The sequence below is a fragment of the Luteibacter sp. E-22 genome, from assembly GCF_049913125.1.
Classification (GTDB): domain Bacteria; phylum Pseudomonadota; class Gammaproteobacteria; order Xanthomonadales; family Rhodanobacteraceae; genus Luteibacter.
Genome location: NZ_CP183975.1, coordinates 1006668 through 1026876 on the forward strand (window position 1 = coordinate 1006668; position 20209 = coordinate 1026876).

A 20209-nucleotide genomic window follows, 5' to 3' on the forward strand; every position below is an offset into this window, starting at 1 on the left:
GAACATGACACGCGACGTGGCAGCCCCGGTGCGCGACAACGCCGAAGTCGAAGCGGCCCTCAACCGCCGCTACGAAGCCGGTTTCGTCACCGACATCGAATCCACCAGCCTGCCTCCCGGCCTGAGCGAGGACATCGTCCGCCAGCTCTCCGCGATCAAGCAGGAGCCCGAGTGGATGACCGAGTGGCGCCTCGCCGCGTACCGCCACTGGCTGACCATGCCGGAGCCGGACTGGGCGAAGCTCGACATCGCACCGATCGACTACCAGGCGGTCAGCTACTACTCGGCCCCGAAGGCCGGCCCGAAGTCGCTGGACGAGGTCGACCCCAAGCTGCTCGAGACCTACGAGAAACTCGGCGTGCCCTTGCACGAGCGGGCCAAGCTGGCCGGCGTCGCCGTGGACGCCGTGTTCGACTCGGTGTCGGTGGGTACCACCTTCCGCAAGGAGCTGGCCGAGGCCGGCGTGATCTTCTGCTCGATGTCCGAGGCGATCCGCGAGCACGGCGACCTCGTGCGCCAGTACCTCGGCAGCGTCGTGCCCACGGGCGACAACTACTTCGCCGCGCTGAACTCGGCCGTGTTCTCCGACGGCAGCTTCGTGTTCATCCCCAAGGGCGTGCGTTGCCCGATGGAGTTGTCCACCTATTTCCGCATCAACGCGATCAACACCGGGCAGTTCGAACGCACGCTCATCGTGGCCGAGGACGACACCTATGTGTCGTACCTGGAAGGCTGCACGGCTCCCATGCGCGACGAGAACCAGTTGCACGCCGCGGTGGTCGAACTGGTCGCGCTGGAGCGGGCCCAGATCAAGTATTCCACCGTGCAGAACTGGTATCCCGGCGACGAGAACGGCGTCGGCGGCATCTACAACTTCGTGACCAAGCGCGGCGATTGCCGTGGCGCGGATTCGAAGATCTCCTGGACCCAGGTGGAGACCGGTTCAGCGATCACCTGGAAGTACCCCAGCTGCGTGCTGCGGGGCGACCGCTCGGTGGGTGAGTTCTATTCCGTGGCGCTCACGCACCACCGCCAGCAGGCCGATACCGGCACCAAGATGATCCACATAGGCAAGGGCACCAAGTCGAAGATCGTCGCCAAGGGCATCAGCGCCGGCCGCAGCTCGAACAGCTACCGCGGCCTGGTGAAGATCGAGAAGGGCGCGGACGGTGCACGCAACTACACCCAGTGCGATTCCCTGCTCATCGGCAAGAAGTGCGGCGCGCATACCTTCCCGTACATGGAAGTGAAGAATCCGAACGCGATCGTCGAGCACGAGGCCACCACCTCGAAGATCTCCGACGACCAGCTGTTCTATTGCCTCTCGCGCGGCATCGGCGAGGAAGACGCCGTGTCGATGATCGTCGACGGCTTCTGCAAGCAGGTGTTCCGCGAATTGCCGATGGAATTCGCCGTCGAAGCCAAGAAGCTGCTCGAGGTCTCCCTCGAAGGCGCGGTGGGCTGACGATGGGTATTGCCGGTTCCGCACCGGGCGTGACCGACCTGCGCGCGCTGCTCGCCGCGCTGGACCCCGAGGTCGACCCTATCCCCAAGCGCTTCCTCCACGTCTCGCACGAGAAGGCGCGGACGCGCCTGGCCGACGCGTTGATGATGTTCCGCGAGGCCGAGGGCACGACGCTGATCGTGGATGTCAATGGCGACGATGCGCAGGGCGACCGTCTGCTCTGGGCGCGCATCACGTTGCGCGTGCAATCCAGCCTCACCGCCGTCGGCATGATGGCCGCCGTATCCGCCGCGCTGGCCAAGCGCGGCATTCCCTGCAACCCCGTATCCGCGTTCCTGCACGACCACATCTTCGTGCCCTGGGATCGCCGCGACGACGCGCTCGACGCGCTCTCGCACCTCACGCCCTGATTGGACAGCACCGCCATGCACATGCTCAAGATCGACAACCTCCATGCCCGCGTCGATGGCAAGGAGATCCTCAAAGGCCTTTCGCTCGCGGTGAAGCCCGGCGAGGTGCACGCCATCATGGGGCCGAACGGCGCGGGCAAGTCCACGCTCGGCAACGTGCTCGCGGGGCGTGACGGCTACGAGGTGACCGAAGGTTCCGTCACCTTCGACGGCCGCGACCTTCTCGCGCTGGAGCCGGAAGAACGCGCCGCCGTCGGCATCTTCCTCGCCTTCCAGTACCCGGTCGAAATCCCCGGCGTGAACAACACCTACTTCCTGCGTGCCGCGCTCAACGCGCAGCGGAAATTCCGTGGCGAAGCCGAGCTGGACTCCATGCGTTTCCTCAAGCTGGTCCGCGAGAAGCTGAAGGTGATGCAGATCTCCGATGAACTGCTGCATCGCGCGGTGAACGAAGGCTTCTCCGGTGGCGAGAAGAAGCGTAACGAGATCTTCCAGATGGCCGTGCTGGAACCGAAGCTGGCCATCCTCGACGAAACCGACTCCGGCCTTGACATCGATGCGCTGAAGCAGGTGGCCGAAGGCGTCAACGCCTTGCGCTCGCCGGACCGTTCGTTCGTGATCGTCACCCACTACCAGCGCCTGCTCGACTACATCGAGCCGGACTTCGTCCACGTGCTCGCCGGTGGCCGCATCGTCGAAAGCGGCGACAAGAACCTCGCGTTGAAGCTGGAAGAACGGGGCTATGCGTGGCTCGCCGATACGCATCCGGAACTGCGCAAGGCCGATCTCGCCGGGGCGCCGGCATGAGCAACGCGCCGTCCCCGTTCGTGCGGGCGGCACTGGATGCCGCCGCCACGCTTCCTTCGACCGGCATCGCATGGCTCGACGCCGCGCGTGCGGAAAATCTCGAAGCCTTCGTTGCCACCGGTCTGCCGGAAGGGCGTGACGAGGCGTGGAAGTACACGCCGCTGCGTGCGCTGTCGCAACGTGGGTTCGCGCTCGCCGACCGTGCCACTGCCGTTGCCGCCGTCGTCGATCCCTCGTTGTATGCCTTGCCGGGTGTGGATGGCGGCCGTGTCGTCTTCGTCGACGGTGCGTTTCGCGCCGATCTTTCCTCGCTCGATGCCGACGGTGTCGAACTGGCCCCGTTGCCCAGCGCGCTGTCCACCCATCCCGAGCCCTTGCGCTTCGCGCTGGCCAACCGTTACCGCCGCGCCGCCGCCGATGCCTTCGCGCACTTGAATGCGGCGTTGGCTACCGACGGACTCGTGCTTCGGATACCCGATGGCATCGCCCTGGCGAAACCGTTGCATATCGTGCATGTCTCCAGTGGCATCCAGGGTGATAGCGCCTGGCACGTGCGCGTGCTCGTGGAAATCGGGAAGGGCGCGAGTGCGGAGATCGTCGAGCAGTTCGTCTCGGCAGGCACCGCCACGCAACTCGGCACGCTGGTCTCCGATGTCGTCGCCCGCGAAGGCGCACGCCTGGGCCTCGTCGTGGTCCAGGACGCCTCGGTCGCCACCACCCTGGTTCGCCGCAGCCACGTTCGTCTCGACGAGCGAGCCGAGGTGACCTTGCACGCCCTCGAACTGGGCGGCGCGCTCGTCCGGCATGAAGTGAACGCCGAACTGGTGGGCGACGGGGCGCGCTTCGATTCGCACGGCGTGTTCGCCCTGTCGGGCCGGCAGCATGCCGATACGCAACTGGAGATCCGGCACAACGCACGGAACACCGCATCCGATGCCCTCTGGCGCGGTATCGCCGACGGCCGCTCGCGCGGGGTATTCCGTGGCGCGATCGTGGTCTCCGAGGGTGCCGACGGCACCGATGCCTCGCTCAGCAACAAGAACCTGTTGCTGTCCGGACAGGCCGAGATCGATACCAAGCCGGAACTCGAGATCTACGCCGACGAGGTGAAGGCCGCGCACGGCGCCACCATCGGCCAGCTCGATGAGCGCTCGCTGTTCTACCTGCGCTCTCGCGGTATTCCGCTAGTCCAGGCGCGCAGCCTGCTGACGCTGGCGTTTTGCCGTGCCGTGCTCGAATCGCTGCCGAACGAGGCGCTGCGCGAGCATCTTGGCGAATTGCTGGTCGCGCACCTGCCGACCAGCCTCGCCGCCGAATAAGTACGGAGCCCAGCCATGAACGCCAAGCCCGAAGCAGCCACCTTGCCGCTGGACGTCGAACGCATCCGCGCCGATTTCCCGCTGTTGTCGCGTACCGTCCACGGGAAGCCGCTGATCTATTTCGACAACGCCAATACCGGGCAGAAACCGGTGTCGGTGATCGAGGCGGTGGACCGGCATTATCGCGAGCACAACGCCAACGTGGCGCGTGCGGTGCACACGTTGGGCGAGGAGGCCACGGCCTCGTACGAGGCCGCGCGCGACGCCATCGCACGGTTCGTCAACGCCCCCTCGCGGGACGAGATCATCCTCACCTCCGGCACGACGCAGGCGATCAACCTGGTGGCCTACAGTTACGCGTTGCCGCGACTGAAGGCGGGGGACGCGATCCTCACCACGGTGATGGAGCACCACGCCAACATCGTCCCCTGGCAGCTGGTGGCCGAACGCACCGGTGCGACGGTGAAGGCCGCGCCGATCGATGCCAACGGTGAGCTGATCGTCGAGAAGTACATCGAGATGCTGACGCCCGAGGTGAAACTCGCCTGCGTCGCCCACGTTTCCAACGTGCTGGGCACGGTGAATCCGGTTCGTGAGATCGCCCGCGAGTGCCGCAAGCGCGGTATCCCGCTGCTGGTCGACGGTTCGCAGGCGGCACCGCATCGCCGGATCGACGTCCAGGCGCTGGGTTGCGACTTCTACGCGATCACGGGCCATAAGATGCTGGCGCCGACGGGCACCGGCGCGCTATGGGCGAAGCGTGATCACCTCATGGCGATGCCACCCTTTTTCGGCGGTGGCGAGATGATCCGCGAGGTGCGCTTCGATGGCACCGTCTTTGCCGACCCACCGCACCGGTTCGAAGCCGGCACGCCGAATATCGCGGGCTTCGCGGGCATTCCGGCGGCGATCGCGTATCTCGAGGGCATCGGTTTCGATCGGCTCAAGGCTTACGAGCAGGAACTCCTGGCCTATGCCACCGACGCGATCGAGAACCTGCCGGGTGTACGCATCTTCGGTCGTGCGAAGGAGAAGGAACCGGTCATTTCCTTCCTGCTCGAAGGAGCGCACGCCAACGACATGGCCACCTTGCTCGACCTGCAGGGCGTGGCCGTTCGCTCGGGACACCACTGTGCCCACCCGCTGATGCAGTTCTTCGGCGTACCGGCCACGCTCCGCGCCTCGCTGGCCTTCTACAACACGAAGGCCGAGGTGGACGGCTTCATCGAAGCCGTCGGCCGGGTGCGCAAGCTGCTGCTCTGAACCGTTAAGATCCCCCGCATGACCATCAAGCACGCCTTCCGCAAAGCGACCCTGGCCGACGCTCCCATCATCGCGGCGCTTGTCGAATCCGCCTATCGCGGCGATGCGAGTCGCGCGGGTTGGACCACCGAGGCGGATTTCCTGCACGGCCGGCGCACCGACGTCACCGAAATCGAGGAACTCCTCTCCAGCGGGAACGGGCGTTTCGTGCTGTTCGAGCGGGACGGAGAGGTCGCCGCGTCCTGCTACATCGAACGGCAAGGCGGGGCCTGCTATTTCGGCATGTTTTCCGTCCACCCGCCGCTGCAGGGGGCGGGCATCGGCCGGCGGGTGATCGAAGAGGTCGAGCGCATCGCCCGCGACGAGTGGGCATGCCAACGCGTCGAGATGACGGTGATCGATATCCGCGCCGAACTCATCGCCTGGTACGAGCGACGCGGCTACCTCCGTACCGGCCGGACGAAACCATTCCCCTATGGCGACGAACGCTTCGGCCTCCCGCAGCGCGACGACCTGCGCTTCGAGTACCTCGTGAAGGAATTACGCACATGAGCGACTGGGTCAGGGTAGGCACGCGTAGCGAGTTGCTTCCCGGCGAGTACCGGGTGGTATGGGATGGCGATACCGCGATCGCCGTGTACAACATCGACGGCGATCTCTACGCCATCGAGGATGTCTGCACGCACGATGGCGGCGAGCTGGCCGGCGGACCGGTGGATGGCTTCGAGGTGGAATGCGTACGGCACGGTGCGCGCTTCGACGTGCGCTCTGGCGAGGTTACCTGTCCGCCCGCCTACGAGCCGGTTCCGGTCTTCCCGGTGAAGGAAGCCGAAGGCGCGATCTGGACCCGCGACGATCGCTGAGCGCCGCTCGCCGGCCCGTAAGCGGCGACCAAAATCCTATGGCGCGCAACGCCTCCGGGCCCTAAGCTTCGCGCAGTACAAGCAACCTTCAGGGGAATCCATGGCGCAGAACGATCGTTGGCGTGCGGCACTCGCCTTCGCGATCCTCTTCGTTCTGTACCAGGCCGCCGAGGGTATCGGCGGGCGGTTGCTCGGCAGCTTCACGGTCCAGGCTGCGCTGATGGTGGCCGTGGTCGTGGCGGCCTGGCCGCTGGGACGCTGGCTCGGCTTTCGTGGCTACGATGCCTACGCCCTGGAATGGCGCCGGTCGGCGGGGGTCTTGCTGGCCGGCGGGCTAGCGCTGGCACTGCTTCTCAAGTACGTGGCCGTATGCATCGGCATGGTCTTCAACGTCTATGCCGCGCTTGCGCCGGAATCGCCACGGGTAGCTGCCGTCTCCTTTCTCTCGTCGATTCCGTGGGCGCTCGTCGCGACCTTCGTGCCCTCCATCGCCGAAGACATCCTCACTCGCGGATTCCTCTACCGAGCGGCCCGGGTCCGCTGGCTGCCGTGGGCCTTCGTACTCGTCTCCAGCACGCTCTACGTGGTCAACCACATCTACCGGCTCGGCGCCGGCCCTGCGGAATGGGTGATGCTGTTCTGCTTCGGGCTCGCCTACGCCACGGCGGTGTTGCGCACCGGTTCGCTGTGGCTGGCGGTGGGCCTGCACTGGGGCTGGAACCTCGCCAATGTATTGATCGGCGACATCCTTCCCTACCAGGTGCTGTCGCAGGCATGGTCGCCGTTCCTTTCGGCCGCCGCCCACCTGGTGATGCTGGGCGTGCTGTTCGCCGTACCGGCTCCGCCGGAACGCGATGAACTGAATGCCGACGCCGCCGTCTAGAAGTGATAGACGAAGGCGAGGGTTTCCGTCACCTGCCGGGGCGAACCGAACTGGCGGACCAGCGGACTCTCCGCGGCGTTCCCGTATAGCCGTCCGTACGAAACGGCCAGGGCGAAGCCGGTCTGCCGCGAGGTGGGAATGAAGGCGTCGTATTCCAGGTCCGCCGACTGCCAGCCCGCGCCGGGACGCCATGCCTGGGTGCCCAGGGTGGCCGCCTCCCCTGGGGTGACGCCGTAGAAGCGCCGCATCGCCGGGCCGTTCATGCCCTCGATCTGAAGTTCGATCGAATGCTGGATGTACCACACGTCCGGCAATCGATAGTCGGCGTAAAGCGCGGCATAGGCACCCGCGCCGTTGGTGTCGTGGGCGACGTGGCCCCCCACGCTGAAGCGTTTGTCGAAGGCGTATTCCAGGTAGCCGCCGCCCTGGAAACGCGGCGACAGCGAGGCGATCTTGCCGCCGAGCTGTCCGAGGTCGTCGTGCGTGCGGCCCCATAACCAGTTGCCGTAGACACCGCCGTGCCAGTGCTCGCCGGAGATCAGGTCGATGGTGAGGCCGTCGGCGGTGGAGAGCTCGCCCTTGCCGGGCAGGTCGATGTCCACGTAGGGGAGGGGCTGGTCGCGCCTGTCCTTCGATCCCTGCCATGCGGGCATCCGCTGCATGCCCGCGCCGAAGGCGTAGCTGGGGGTGTCGTCGTCGCCGGCATGGGCGGTCGCGGCCAGCAGGAGCAGGACGGGGAAAACGAGGCGCGAACGGCGCATGCGCGGGAACCGGAGCCGGATGAGCGCCGAAGCATGCCACATGAGTTCTTACATATGGCTTTCGATGTGGGGAAAGGGCTTGGAAAGGATGCGGCACTAGCCTGCGCTGCAAACTGGTCAACGGCGCATCCACGTGCTCAGCCCCTCCTGGAACATCCTCTGCGACTTCGACGGCACGATCGCCGTCGAGGACGTCATCGACTCGCTGCTGGACCGCTACGGGCGGCCCGGCTGGGAGATCCTGGAACGCGACTGGCGCGCCGGGACCATCGGCTCGGCGGTCTGCATGGCGGGGCAGGTCGCCTTGCTCGACATGAGCCACATCGAACTCCAGCGCCATCTCGGCGGCCTGCGCATCGACCACGGTTTCGCCGCCTTCGTGAGGGCGACCGTCGAGCACGGCATCCCGATGGAGATAGTGAGCGACGGCATCGACCACGCCATCCACGCGATCCTGGCCAATCATGGTATTCCGCGCCTGCCGACGGTCGCCAACCACCTCCTGCAAGTGGGGGAGCGCGACTGGAACCTCACCTCGCCGTACAGTGTGCAGGGGTGCCGCAGCGGTACCTGCAAGTGCGCGCGTGTCGACGCGGCGCGGGCGCGCGGCGGCAAGACGCTGTTGATCGGTGATGGCGCTTCCGACTTTTGCGCAGCCGACCGCGTCGATTTCGTCTTCGCGAAGAATCGCCTGATCGAACATTGCCGCGCCGCCGGCATCCCGTACGCGCCCATCGCCAGTTTCGACGAGGCGCTCGAACTCCTTCCCGATCTTCTCGACGGACGCCTGCCACCGCGAACCGTCATGCCCCTCCCCGCGGCGAACCCCCAGGAACTGCCTGCATGAACATCCTCACCAAGAACGCGCCCCTCGTTATCGACGACGCGACCCTGCTCGCCGACGAGGCGAAATACTGCTCCTTTGGCGACACCGTGCACTACGTCGATCCGCCGAAGATCTTCCGCCATGCGGAAGGAAGCTACATCTACGACAGCGAGAACATCCCGTTCCTCGACCTGCAGATGTGGTACTCGGCGGTCAACTTTGGCTATGGCAACAAGCGGCTGAACGATACCTTGAAGGCGCAGATCGACCTGCTGCCGCAGGTGGCCAGCCAGTACCTTCACCAGGGCAAGATCGAACTGGCGAAGACCATCGCGGTCGATGCGAAACAGAAATTCGGCCTCGATGGCCGCGTGCATTTCAATGTCGGCGGCGCGCAGGCGGTGGAGGATTCGCTCAAGCTCGTGCGCAACGCCCGTGGCGGCAAGAGCCTGATGTTCGCGTTCGAAGGCGGTTACCACGGCCGCACTCTCGGCGCCTCGGCGATCACCTCCAGCTACCGCTATCGCCGCCGCTTCGGTCACTTCGGTGAGCGCGCGATGTTCATCCCGTTCCCGTATCCGTTCCGGCGACCGAAGGGCATGACGGCGGAAGAGTATTCCGACGCCTGCGTGCGACAGTTCGAGCGCCTGTTCGAAACCGAGTACAACGGCGTGTGGGACCCCAAGGTCAACGAAGCCGAGTACGCCGCCTTCTACGTCGAGCCGATCCAGGGCACCGGTGGCTACGTCATCCCACCGAAGAACTTCTTCATCGACCTGAAGAAGGTGCTCGACAAGTACGGCATCCTGATGGTGGTCGACGAGATCCAGATGGGTTTCTGGCGCACCGGCAAGCTGTGGTCGATCGAGCATTTCGGCGTGACGCCTGACGTGCTCGTGTTCGGCAAGGCCCTCACCAACGGACTCAATCCGCTGTCGGGTATCTGGGCCCGCGAGGAACTGATCAATCCGACGGTGTTCCCGCCCGGTTCCACGCACTCCACCTTCAATTCGAACCCGCTCGGTACCGCCTTGGGTCTCGAAGTGATCAAGATGGGCTACGAACTCGATTACGGTGCCCGGGTGGCCGAGAAGGGCAAGCATTTCCTGGACGGCCTGCGTGACCTGCAGAAGCGCCACAAGGAAATCGGCGACGTGGACGGCCTCGGCCTGGCGCTGCGTGCCGAGATCTGCACGGACGACGGTTTCACGCCGAACAAGGCGCTGCTCGACCGCATGGTCGACATCGGCCTGGCCGGCGGTCTCACTCACGAAGGCAAGAAGATCGGTCTCGTGCTCGATGTGGGCGGTTGGTACAAGAACGTGATCACGTTCGCCCCGTCGCTCGACATCAGCCACGACGAAATCGACCTCGCCATTGCGTTGCTCGACCAGCTCCTCACGCTGGCCAAGCGCGGCTGATACCCGGCAGCCAACCATGGCGTTCGTGAACCAGCTCGAGCCGGATGCATTGCTCGGGCACTTCGAGCGTCATCCGCCGCACGGTTTCATCCCTGTCCGTGCGGCGGATGGCGCGCCACTTTTCGTGGCGCCGTTCGACCTGCTGACCACCGCCGACGACGACTTGCGGCGGCGCGTGGCAGCCTTGCCCTGCCAGTGGCTGCTGAAGCGGCTGTTGACCCCCCGCACGTGCTTTGCCGGGACGACCGTTTCCGAGTATTCCCTGTTTGCCAGGGACAGCGACCCCGTCGCCGTCGCGGACGCCTTGGCACAGGGGCCGGGTCGCGCGCATCCGCTGCTGGTGGTCAAGGATCTCGCCCTCGATTCGCCGTTGACCGCCATCGCCGACCGGGCGTGGACCGCCCGTTTCGCCGATGCCGCGCGTGCGCGCGGCTATCTGATCGTCGAGGGGCAGGCGCTCGCCTATGTGCCGATCGATTTCGCGTCGATCGAGGAATACCTCGGCCGTCTGTCGTCGTCGCGAAGGAAGAACCTGCGCCGCAAACTCCGTTCGCGCGATCGGCTGGCCGTATCGGTGATCCCTACCGGCGAGGCTTTCGCGGCCGATGCCGGCGTGGACGCGTATTACGCACTCTTCGAGAACGTGTACGCACAGAGCGAAGTCCACTTCGACAAACTCTCCCGCGATTTCTTCGCCGCGGCGCTGCGCGAGCCGGGTGGAGTCGTCATGTCCTACCATGCCGATGGCGCGTTGGTCGGATGGAATCTTTGCTACGAACATCGAGGCAAGTTGCTCGACAAGTACGTCGGTTTCGCCTATCCGGCGGCACGCGAATTCGATCTTTATTTCGTGAGCTGGTTCGTGAACCTGGAGTACGCGCTCGCGCGGGGATTGACCCATTACGTCGCGGGTTGGAGCGATCCTGCCGTGAAGGCGTCGCTGGGCGCGCGTTTCCACCTGACCCGGCACGCGGTGTTCGTGCGTAACCCCTTGTTGCGCGCGCTGCTGCGCCGCTTCGCGCATCGCTTCGAGCCGGATGGCCAGTGGGAGGTTCCCGATGCGGCAGCCCGTCGTTCTTGACCTGGACGATTCCGTCGGGCCTTTGGCTGGACGTGTCCTGTTGCCGCTGCGCGATTGGGAGGAGCCGATCCGTTTCGGTTGTTCCATGCGCCGGCTTCACCGCTTCAGCCAGCTGCTCGACGGTACGCTGCCACGCGAACACGGCACCGTGTTCCTCGGCAGTGGCGATTTCCATCACCTCACATTGCCGCTGGTGCGGCGCGTTCCCGGCGACTGGCGTTTCCAGGTGGTGGTGATCGACAACCATCCCGACAACATGCGGTTCCCGTTCGGCGTGCACTGCGGGTCGTGGGTGCGCCGGGTGGCCGCATTGCCGCGTGTCAGCCACGTGCATGTCGTGGGAATCACGTCCGGCGATATCGGCCGCAAGCATGCGTGGGAGAACTACCTGGCGCCGTTGCGCGCGGGCAGGCTCACTTACTGGTCCGCGGGTGTGGATGTGTCATGGGTGGCGCGTTTCGGCCTGGGCGCGGCGTTTCGTTCATTCGACCGCACGGAAGCGATGGTCGAGGCCTTCGTCGACGCACAGCGGACCCAACGCGAGCCCGTATACCTGTCGATCGACAAGGATGCCTATGCTCCCGATGTCGCGATGACGAATTGGGACCAGGGCACGTTGAGCGAGGCTGGCGGCGCGGCGATCATCGGCGCCGTTCGCGGCCGGCTCATCGGCAGCGATATCACCGGCGAGATCTCGAGGTATCGCTACAAGTCCTGGTGGAAGCGGCGGCTGAGCGCGATGGATGGACAGGTCGAGGCAGACGGGCACAGGCTCACCGAGTGGCAGTCGCAGCAGCATGCGCTGAACCTGCGTTTGCTCGCCTTGATCGAGGGCAATCGCCGCTGAAGCGGCTCCCACGACAGCCGCAGGCCCCGGGATAGTAGCGGGCTACCCGACACGGCGACCATGGTGGGAGCCGCTTCAGCGGCGATGCTTTTACCAGCGCCCGATAAGATGCTGCACAAGCAAGCTGGTCAACGCCACCGCCGCCCACACTCCGAGCCCCAACAAGATCGGCCGGGGACCTGTCGACGCCATCCGGCGCAGGTCGGCGGACAAGCCGATGGCCGTTAGCGCCACGATGATCAGGCACTCGGCGGCGAAGTGGATCACCGGCAACACCGCCACGGGAATCACGCCTGCCGTGCGGATCGCCGATGCCACGAGGAACCACAGGATGAACCACGGGAAGATCCTGGCCAGGCTGAAACCGGTGGCGCCGCCGCGTTTCTCGCGCCATGCCACGACCAGGGCGATGACGAGGCAAATCGGAATGATCAAGGTCGCACGCGTCAGCTTCACGATGGTCGCGTAGTCGCCTGCGGCGTGGCTGTAGCTGTAGCCGGCCGCCACGACGGAAGATGTGTCGTTGATCGCCGTGCCCGCCCATAGCCCGAAGCCGAGATCGGACAGCCCCATCCAATGGCCGAGTGCCGGAAACAGCAGCACGGCGACGAGATTGAACAGGAAGATCGTCGAGATCGCGAAGGCGGTGTCGTGCTCGTCAGGCTTCACGATCGGCACGACCGCCGCGATGGCCGAGCCACCGCAGATGGCCGTGCCCACGCCGATCAGCAATGTCAGGGTGTCGTGCACGCGAAGGAGGCGGCCAATCCCCCACGCAGCGAGGCCGGCGGCGGCGACGGTCGCGAGGGTGACCGATAGCGATTCCAGGCCGGTATGGGCGACCTGTGTGATGCTGAGGCCGAAGCCGAGGGCGATGATGGACCATTGCAGGACCTGCTTCGAGGCGAAACGGATGCCTGGAAGGAAGCGGGCCGACGGTGGCGCGAACTGGCGGACGAGGATACCCAGGACGATACCGAATACCGCGCCGCCAACCAGTGGCATGACGCGACCCAGGCCGAAGGCGACGGCAGCCACGGCGAAGGCGAGGCCTATGCCGGGCAGGCGCGATGAGGGTAGCGACGGAGCGGCAATGGCGGACACCGGAAGATCCTTGCGTGGAGACGAGTCTATTCTCGGCCGGGAAAATCGATAAGCATATTGAAAATACCTTATCGGAAGTATAAGTATTGCTGATGCATGTCATCAGCCCCCGACAACTCGAGGTTTTCGTGGCCGTGGCCACCACGGGCAGCGTGCGCGCCGCGGCCGACCGGTTGTTTCTCAGCCAACCCGCCGCGAGCATGGCCCTGGCCGAACTGGAGCGGCAGATCGGCCTTCCGTTGTTCGCCCGCGAACGGGGACGCCTGCGCCTCAACGATCGCGGCCGGGAATTGCTGCCGCTTGCACGCGAGTTGTTGGAACGGCATGCGGAATTTGGTCGCCGCGCGCAGGGCACGATCACGGAGTTGGCGGGCGAGATCGGTATCGGTGCGAGCAATACGATCGGCAACTACCTGGTCGGCGACCTGCTCGGGGCATTCGCGGCCGCGCATCCGGGCGTGTCGCTGCGGCTGGGCGTGGCCAATACCGCGCAGATCGCCCAAGGCGTGCTCGATCATGAATTCGACATAGGTTGTGTCGAGGGTCCCGTGGCGCACCCGTCGCTTGAGGTTCGGCCGTGGCGGGAGGATCGCCTGGTGGTGTGTGCACGACCCGAGCATGCGTTGGCGCGCAAGAAACGCTTGCGCCGGGAGGACTTCGCCGGCGAACGCTGGGTTCTGCGTGAACGTGGCTCGGCGACCCGGGCGTTGAGCGAGCGGGCCCTGGCGGAGTTGCCGGAAGGCACCACGGTACTGGAACTGGACCAGTCCGAGGCGATCAAGCAGGCCGTGATCGCGGGATTGGGCATCGCTTGCCTGCCGGAGGTGGCCGTGGGCGATGCCGTCAATGCGGGACGGATCGCGATACTGCCGACGCCTTTCCTCGACCTGCGACGCACGCTATCGGTGTTGCTGCATCGACAGCGTTATCGTGGGGCGGTGCTGGAGGCGTTCCTGGCGACCCTGTAGCGCCTATCGCCGACAAGGTCGGCTTCCACCACAGCCAGTGCCCACCAAGGCCAGATCACATCGTAGCTGGAACTCTGGTGGGAGCCGACCTTGTCGGCGATGGTTCCGCCGGGCGCCTCCTACTGCCTATCACCCCAGGACGCAGCGGTTCTTCCCGCCGCGCTTGGCCTCGTACATCGCGCCGTCGGCGGCGGCGACGATGTCGTCGTAGCTCGCGCCTGCCCGAAACATCGTCACACCGATGCTGGCACCTACCTTGGCGTGAACAGGCAAGTCGCCCACGTGCAGCATGTACGGCTCGCCCACCGTGTCGCATAGCGACTGGCAGCGTGCGAGGGCAGCTTCCGCGTCGACGGCATCGTGCAGCAGCACGGCGAACTCGTCACCACCGAGGCGGGCGACCGTATCGGTGCCTCGTGTTCGGGCATCGACCCGCGCGGCGATCGCCTTGAGCAGTTCATCCCCCGCGGCGTGGCCATGGGCGTCGTTCACACCCTTGAATCCATCGATATCGATATACGCCAGCGCGAACGGTGCCCCGCCGCCGCCCGCTTCGATAGCCGCCTCCAGGCGGTCGCGGAACAGCACCCGGTTGGGTAGCCCGGTCAGCGCATCGTGGGTTGCCTGGTGTCGTACCAGTTGCTCCATGCGGGTGCGTTCGGCCACTTCGCCGGTGAGCTGCCGGTTGCGCAGGGACAACTCATCCAGCGCCTGCTGCAGCAAGGCGCGTGCGCGATAGAGTTCGAGGAAGATCTTGACCTTGGACTGCAGGATCACATCGTTGATCGGCTTGGCGATGTAGTCGATGGCACCGGATGTATATCCCTTGATCCGGTTGATGTCGTCCGCATAGGCGGCCGTGACGAAGATGATCGGCGTCTCGCTCAGGTGATCGGTTTCGGAGATGAACTGGGCCACCTCGAAGCCGTCCATCTCGGGCATGTTCACATCGAGCAACACCAGCGCGAACTGGTGGTCCAGGCAGAGCGCGAGCGCCTCGTTGCCACTATTGGCCTCGAAGATATCGGCATCCGCACGGGCGAGAAGGCGGCGCATGGCCACCAGGTTGGCGGGCGTGTCGTCGACGACGAGGATTTTCGGGCGGGTCGGATTCATGGCAGGCACAATTCGTTGATCTTCGCCGCGATCGCTTCCAGCGGCAGGCAGGCATCCGCGCCCGCGAGTTCCAGCGCGGCCTGCGGCATGACGTCGGCTTCGGCGGTCGCCGGGTCTTGTACGACAGCGTAACCGCCAGCCCGGCGCACGGCGGCGATCCCGTTCGCACCATCGGAATTCGCCCCGGTCATCAGGACGGCGACCAATCGCTCGCGCCATGCTACCGCCGCGGTTTCGAACAGCACGTCGATCGAAGGCCGCGCATAAGCCACACGCGCATCGACGCTCAGGGAAAACCGGAAGTTATCCTCCACCAGCAAATGGTAGCCGCTGGGGGCCACATGGACCACACCCGGATCGGCGGGCGCGCGTTCCTGTGCTTCGGTCACCGGTAGCGGACAAACGCGCGCGAGCAACTCCACCAGCAGCGAGACGTCGGCCGAGCCGGTATGGCAGCAGAGCACCACCGGCACGGCGAGATGGCGATCCAGGCCCGGCAGAACGCGCTGCAGGGCGGAGAGCCCGCCCGCGCTGCAACCCATGACGACGGCATCGTGCGTGCTCATCGGGCCAGTGGCCTCGCGCCCGGTCCACCGGCCTGGTAGATACGCATGGCCTGGTCGACATCGGCGAATCCCGCCGCAGCCGGGGAGAAATCGATGTTCTCGCGGGTGCCGAGGCAGAGGAATCCACCGCGGACGAGGCTGTCCCTGAACAGGCCGAGCGTGCGGTCCTGCAAGGCGTTGCTGAAATAGATCAGCACGTTCCGGCAGAGGATCAGGTGCGCCTCGCAGAACACCTTGTCCGTAACGAGGTTGTGGTTGAGGAAGGTGACATGGCGGCGCAGGCGCCGGTCGAGCTTGATGAACTCGTAGCGCGCGCTGTAGTAGTCGCTGAAGGAGTGTCTGCCGCCGGCTTCCAGGTAATTGCGCGACCAGTCCCGCGCGTCACGCGCCGCATAGATACCTTCGGCCGCCGCCGCGAGCGCGGCATCGTTGAAGTCGGTGGCATAGATCCGGGTGCGGTCGTAGAGGCCGGCTTCCTCCAGCATGATCGCCAGTGAATACACTTCCTGGCCGTGCGCGCAGCCGGCCTGCCAGATATTGATCTCCGCATAGGAGGCCAATACAGGGAACACCTTGTCGCGCAGGGCACGGAAAACCGGAGGGTCGCGGAACATCTCCGATACGGGTACCGACAGGCCTTCGATCGCCTTGCGCACGAAATCCTTCTCGTGCAACAAGCGCGTGGTGAGTCCGCTGATCGTGCCGGTATCGTGCGTGCGCACGAGTTGCTGGATCCGGCGCTTCAGCGACGCTGGCGCGTAGTCGTTGAAGTCGTATCCGTGGCACAGCTGCAGGGCGCGCACGAAAAGCTGGATCTCGATGTCCTCGACGTCCGTCATGTCAGACCCGTGTCGGCAACCATACGCGGATCATCGACAACAGGCGGTCGACGTCGATCGGCTTGGACAGGTAATCGCTGGCACCCGCTTCGAGGCATTTCTCGCGATCGCCCCGCATGGCCTTGGCGGTGAGGGCGATGATCGGGACCTGTGCCAGCGCCGGTTTCGCCCTGATGGATCGCATGGTCTCGTACCCGTCCATCACCGGCATCATGATGTCCATCAGCACGAGTTCGATGGCAGGGTCCCTGTCCAGCGTGTCGAGGGCCTTCCGTCCATCCTGGGCCATCACCACGTCCATGCCTTTCGCACGCAGCACCTTGGATAGCGCGAACAGGTTTCGCATATCGTCGTCAACGAGGAGAAGGCGGTGGCCGTGCAGGTCGCCGTCCTCAAGGCCGCCCCCCGTGGCCGATGCCTCGGCACGCGTGCCACCGTGGCGGATCGAATGAAGGAACAGGCTCACCTCGTCGAGCAGGCGCTCCGGCGAGCGGGCGCCCTTGACGACGATGCTGTCGGTGTACTGGCGGATGCGCATGCTCTCCTCGCGCGAGAGGTCGCGCCCGGAATACACCACCACGGGTGGCGTATGCCCGGCTTGCGACAGCCGCTCGAGGAATTCGAAGCCGGACATGTGCGGCAATCCGAGATCGAGGACGATGCAATCGAACGGTTTTTCCGCGGTCATCGCGAGTGCTTCCTCGCCGGAGGCCGCTTCCTCGATAAGGACGGAGTCGTCCTTGAGCAGGCTGCGCACGGCGGCACGGGCACTGGCGTCGTCGTCCACGACGAGGAGGTGACGCGTGCGGCCCTCGGCGAAGTGCAGGAGGCGTTCGAAGGCCGCCGTGATCGATTCCCGGCTGACGGGCTTGGTGAGGAACCCCACGGCACCCAACTCCAGGCCGCGCGTGGCGTCGTCCGTGGCCGAGATGAAATGCACGGGTATGTGCCGCGTGGCAGCTTCGGCTTTCAGCCGTTCGATCACCGTCCAGCCATCCATGCCCGGCAACATCACGTCGAGCAGGATGCCGGTCGGGCGATAACGCTTCGCCAGGGCGAGCCCCGACTCGCCGTCGGCGGCGGCGAGCACGCGATGGCCCTTGCGGTGGATCATCGCGGCCAGGATGCGTGCGAAGGCCGGATCGTCCTCGACGATGAGGATGGCGGTATCGCCGGGGTTCAATGAGTCGCGGTCGTCTTCGATCGTCTCGGCGAGCAGGCCCGGGGATAACGGCAGCGTGGCCTCCGCCGCGGCTTGTTGCAGGGGGATGGGCGCCGGACGGCTGTCGCCTTCCGGCGCTTCCTCCGGCAAGTGGATCGTGAAGGTGCTGCCTTCGCCGGGCGCGCTGCGCAGCGAGATGTCTCCACCGAGCAGCATGGCGATACGCCGCGAAATGGCCAGGCCGAGCCCCGTGCCGCCGAACTGGCGGCTGGTGCTGGCGTCGACCTGTTCGAAGGCGTGGAAGACGCGTTGGAACTTGTCCGGAGGGATGCCGATACCCGAATCCGTCACGGCGATGGCGATCGCCCGTGCGGCGTCCATCCCCTCGGGCAAGTGGGCATCCGCGGCCGGACGCGAGATCGTCACGCCGACACGGCCGCTGGCGGTGAACTTGAACGCATTGCTGAGCAGGTTGTTCACCACTTGCTCCAGCTTGCCGCTATCGGTACGTATCGTGGACGGAAGACCGGGATCGAGATGGATCTCGAAGTCGAGTTTCTTCTCCTGGGCCACGTGGTTGAAGGTGCGCCCCAGCGTGCGTGCGAGGTCGGCCAGGGGCAGTGGTTCCACCACCAGTTCCATCTTTCCGGCTTCGACCTTGGATAGATCGAGGATGTCGTTGATCAGGCGCAGCAGGTTGGACCCCGCATCATGGATGATCCGGGCGGACTCGACCTGTTCGGCGTTGAGGTTTTCTTCGTCGTTGTCGGCCAGGCTGCGTGAGAGGATCAGCAGGCTGTTCAACGGCGTGCGCAGTTCGTGCGACATGTTGGCGAGGAAGTCGGATTTGTACTGGCTTGCACGCGCCAGTTCCTCGGCTTTTTCCTGGGTCTCGCGCTGTAGCGCCTCGAGCGCGTCCTTCTGCTGGTTCAGCGTGATGCTCTTTTCACGCAACTCTTCGTTCGAGGCGTGCAATTCCTCGGTTTGCACGCGCAGTTCCTCTTCCGAGGCGACCAGCCGCTGCGACTGCTCCTGCAACTCGGCGGTCTTGGCTTTCAATTCCTCGTTGGTGCTGCGCAAGTCCTCTTGCTGGCTGCGCAACGCTTCCTCGGAAGCCCGCAGTTCGTCGGCCTGGCTTTGCGTCTGTTCGAGCAGCGCGCGGGTGCGCAGGGCGCGAGCGAGGTTCTCCAGCGACAGGGCGACAATGGGCGTCAACTCATCGAGCAGGCGCTCCTGCACGTCGGTGAGATGGGCGAAGCTGGCGATTTCGAGGACGCCAAGCAGGGTGTCGCGCAGGAGCACCGGCACGACGACGACGCTGCGTGGCGGCGCTTCCCCGCTGCCCGAATGAATGCGCGTGTAATCCTCGGGGACATCCTGAAGAACGATGGTCCGCCGTTCAGTGGCTGCCTGCCCGACCAGTCCCTCGCCGAGAGCATAGTCGACGGTGAGGTGGCGGCGCTGCTTGTAGCCGTAGCTGCCGAGCAATTCGAGCCGGCCGGTTTCCTCGCGGAAGGCGTAGAACACGCCCAGCCCCGCTTTCAGGCACGGCACCAGCTCGGACAGCAGCGTATCGGCGAATTCACGGTAGGAGGTGGTCGCCTGCAGCCGGTTGGATATGTTCGTCGCGGTCGATTTCAGCCACGTCTGCCCGGCTGTCTCGATAGCCATCTCCTTGAAGACCTGCAGGGCGCGGGCGATCTCGCCGATCTCATCCTTGCGCTCGAGCTGGCGCACCTCGATCGAATGGTCGTGGCTGGCCAGTCGCGTCATCAACCCGGTCATGCGCACGATCGGCCGCGTGATGAGGCGGAACGTCATGACGATCACCAGGCCGCCGATGATCACGCAAAGGACGAGCGAGGCGATGTCCACGTAACGGATTGCCTTGATTTCGGCGTCGAGGGCGGCATTTCGCCTGGTCAGCAGTGTGCGCTCGGTCTCCGCCATCTCGTGCATGTGGTTCCGGATATCGTCCATCAACACCGAGCGCTGCACGAAATAGCTCCGGCGGATGGCTTCGCGGGCGGCGATGCCTTCCGGTGTCGCTGCGTCGCCGATGGCCCGCATGGGTTCCAGCCCGACGGTCAGCACCTCCCTTTTCCATCGGTCGAGCATCTCCTGCAGGCGGTCGATGCGGGACTGTTGCAAGGGGTTGTCCGCGGTTTGCTGACGCAGGTTCGCCATATCGCGCTCGAGTTCGCGATCGGCGGCCTCGAAATCGGCGTACTCATCCTCCGATTGACTGAGCATGTAGCCGCGCGCGCCAGCCTGCCGGGTCTGCGCATCGTCGCTCACCTCGGCCAGCGTGAGCAGCACCATGTAGGTATGCGAAGACCACTCCCGTGACTCGTCTTCCTGGCCGAGCGAGGCCAGGTTGCTGATGCCGACCGCCACGAAGAGGATCAGCAGCAAGCCGATGGCGAGCACGATCTTGCGCTGAAGGGGCTGGTTGGCCAGCCAGGAATATTTCTTTTCGGTCGAAGGCATGGGGCGACCCAGGAAGGA

The 20209-nt window shown here is 65.3% G+C and carries 19 protein-coding genes; 13 read left to right on the top strand and 6 right to left on the bottom strand.

Annotated elements, in window-relative coordinates:
- The first annotated feature begins 4 nt into the window (after positions 1 to 4).
- From sufB to ACN9M2_RS04390, 8 genes are all read left to right on the top strand, one after another.
- A complete protein-coding gene (gene sufB / locus ACN9M2_RS04355; RefSeq protein WP_426287862.1) occupies positions 5 to 1465 on the top strand; it encodes a Fe-S cluster assembly protein SufB in 1461 nt (486 codons plus the stop codon).
- Positions 1466 to 1467: 2 nt separating this feature from the next.
- Positions 1468 to 1875 carry an ACT domain-containing protein gene (locus ACN9M2_RS04360; protein WP_426286938.1) on the top strand — a complete coding sequence of 136 codons (408 nt, stop codon included), beginning with the start codon at positions 1468 to 1470 and terminating at the stop codon, positions 1873 to 1875.
- 21 nt (positions 1876 to 1896) lie between these two features.
- Positions 1897 to 2682: a Fe-S cluster assembly ATPase SufC gene (sufC, locus tag ACN9M2_RS04365; RefSeq protein WP_426287863.1), complete on the top strand. Its 786-nt coding sequence runs from the start codon at positions 1897 to 1899 to the stop codon at positions 2680 to 2682.
- A complete protein-coding gene (gene sufD, locus ACN9M2_RS04370) occupies positions 2679 to 4001 on the top strand; it encodes a Fe-S cluster assembly protein SufD (protein WP_426286939.1) in 1323 nt (440 codons plus the stop codon). The genes sufC and sufD overlap by 4 nt, the downstream gene beginning before the upstream one ends.
- Before the next feature lie 15 nt (positions 4002 to 4016).
- Positions 4017 to 5264: an aminotransferase class V-fold PLP-dependent enzyme gene (locus tag ACN9M2_RS04375; protein WP_426286940.1), complete on the top strand. Its 1248-nt coding sequence runs from the start codon at positions 4017 to 4019 to the stop codon at positions 5262 to 5264.
- An 18-nt stretch (positions 5265 to 5282) separates the two neighbouring features.
- Positions 5283 to 5816, top strand: coding sequence for a GNAT family N-acetyltransferase (locus ACN9M2_RS04380; RefSeq protein WP_426286941.1), 534 nt, complete (start codon positions 5283 to 5285; stop codon positions 5814 to 5816).
- A complete protein-coding gene (locus ACN9M2_RS04385; RefSeq protein WP_426286942.1) occupies positions 5813 to 6127 on the top strand; it encodes a non-heme iron oxygenase ferredoxin subunit in 315 nt (104 codons plus the stop codon). Before ACN9M2_RS04380 ends, ACN9M2_RS04385 begins: the two co-directional genes overlap by 4 nt.
- 100 nt (positions 6128 to 6227) lie before the next feature.
- Complete coding sequence (locus ACN9M2_RS04390; RefSeq protein WP_426286943.1) at positions 6228 to 7010, top strand: CPBP family intramembrane glutamic endopeptidase; 783 nt, start codon at positions 6228 to 6230, stop codon at positions 7008 to 7010.
- Here ACN9M2_RS04390 and ACN9M2_RS04395 read toward each other — a convergent pair.
- Positions 7007 to 7771, bottom strand: a complete 765-nt coding sequence (locus tag ACN9M2_RS04395; protein ID WP_426286944.1) for a MipA/OmpV family protein — start codon at positions 7769 to 7771, stop codon at positions 7007 to 7009. The genes ACN9M2_RS04390 and ACN9M2_RS04395 overlap by 4 nt on opposite strands.
- 133 nt (positions 7772 to 7904) lie before the next feature.
- On the opposite strand from ACN9M2_RS04395, the gene ACN9M2_RS04400 reads away from it, so the two are divergent.
- From ACN9M2_RS04400 to ACN9M2_RS04415, 4 genes are read left to right on the top strand one after another with little or no spacing between them, the layout of a single operon-like run.
- Positions 7905 to 8618, top strand: coding sequence for an MtnX-like HAD-IB family phosphatase (locus ACN9M2_RS04400; RefSeq protein WP_426286945.1), 714 nt, complete (start codon positions 7905 to 7907; stop codon positions 8616 to 8618).
- On the top strand, positions 8615 to 10018 hold the full coding sequence (locus ACN9M2_RS04405; protein WP_426286946.1) for an aspartate aminotransferase family protein: 1404 nt from the start codon (positions 8615 to 8617) through the stop codon (positions 10016 to 10018). Before ACN9M2_RS04400 ends, ACN9M2_RS04405 begins: the two co-directional genes overlap by 4 nt.
- 16 nt (positions 10019 to 10034) lie before the next feature.
- Positions 10035 to 11099, top strand: coding sequence for a GNAT family N-acetyltransferase (locus ACN9M2_RS04410; protein ID WP_426286947.1), 1065 nt, complete (start codon positions 10035 to 10037; stop codon positions 11097 to 11099).
- Positions 11077 to 11946, top strand: coding sequence for a hypothetical protein (locus ACN9M2_RS04415; protein WP_426286948.1), 870 nt, complete (start codon positions 11077 to 11079; stop codon positions 11944 to 11946). The genes ACN9M2_RS04410 and ACN9M2_RS04415 overlap by 23 nt, the downstream gene beginning before the upstream one ends.
- Before the next feature lie 90 nt (positions 11947 to 12036).
- On the opposite strand, the gene ACN9M2_RS04420 is transcribed toward ACN9M2_RS04415, so the two are convergent.
- The gene (locus ACN9M2_RS04420) at positions 12037 to 13050 is read right to left on the bottom strand and encodes a YeiH family protein (protein WP_426286949.1); all 1014 of its coding nucleotides are present in this window, start codon (positions 13048 to 13050) and stop codon (positions 12037 to 12039) included.
- 92 nt (positions 13051 to 13142) lie between these two features.
- Here ACN9M2_RS04420 and ACN9M2_RS04425 point away from each other — a divergent pair, with 92 nt between their 5' ends.
- The gene (locus ACN9M2_RS04425; protein ID WP_426286950.1) at positions 13143 to 14018 is read left to right on the top strand and encodes a LysR family transcriptional regulator; all 876 of its coding nucleotides are present in this window, start codon (positions 13143 to 13145) and stop codon (positions 14016 to 14018) included.
- 129 nt (positions 14019 to 14147) lie between these two features.
- Here ACN9M2_RS04425 and ACN9M2_RS04430 read toward each other — a convergent pair whose 3' ends face one another.
- The 4 genes from ACN9M2_RS04430 to ACN9M2_RS04445 are packed head-to-tail and all read right to left on the bottom strand — an operon-like array spanning position 14148 to position 20191.
- Positions 14148 to 15134, bottom strand: coding sequence for a diguanylate cyclase domain-containing protein (locus ACN9M2_RS04430; protein WP_426286951.1), 987 nt, complete (start codon positions 15132 to 15134; stop codon positions 14148 to 14150).
- Positions 15131 to 15700, bottom strand: a complete 570-nt coding sequence (locus ACN9M2_RS04435) for a chemotaxis protein CheB (RefSeq protein ID WP_426286952.1) — start codon at positions 15698 to 15700, stop codon at positions 15131 to 15133. Before ACN9M2_RS04435 ends, ACN9M2_RS04430 begins: the two co-directional genes overlap by 4 nt.
- On the bottom strand, positions 15697 to 16539 hold the full coding sequence (locus ACN9M2_RS04440; protein ID WP_426286953.1) for a CheR family methyltransferase: 843 nt from the start codon (positions 16537 to 16539) through the stop codon (positions 15697 to 15699). The genes ACN9M2_RS04435 and ACN9M2_RS04440 overlap by 4 nt, the downstream gene beginning before the upstream one ends.
- 1 nt (position 16540) lies before the next feature.
- On the bottom strand, positions 16541 to 20191 hold the full coding sequence (locus ACN9M2_RS04445; protein WP_426286954.1) for a response regulator: 3651 nt from the start codon (positions 20189 to 20191) through the stop codon (positions 16541 to 16543).
- Between the last annotated feature and the right edge of the window lie 18 nt (positions 20192 to 20209).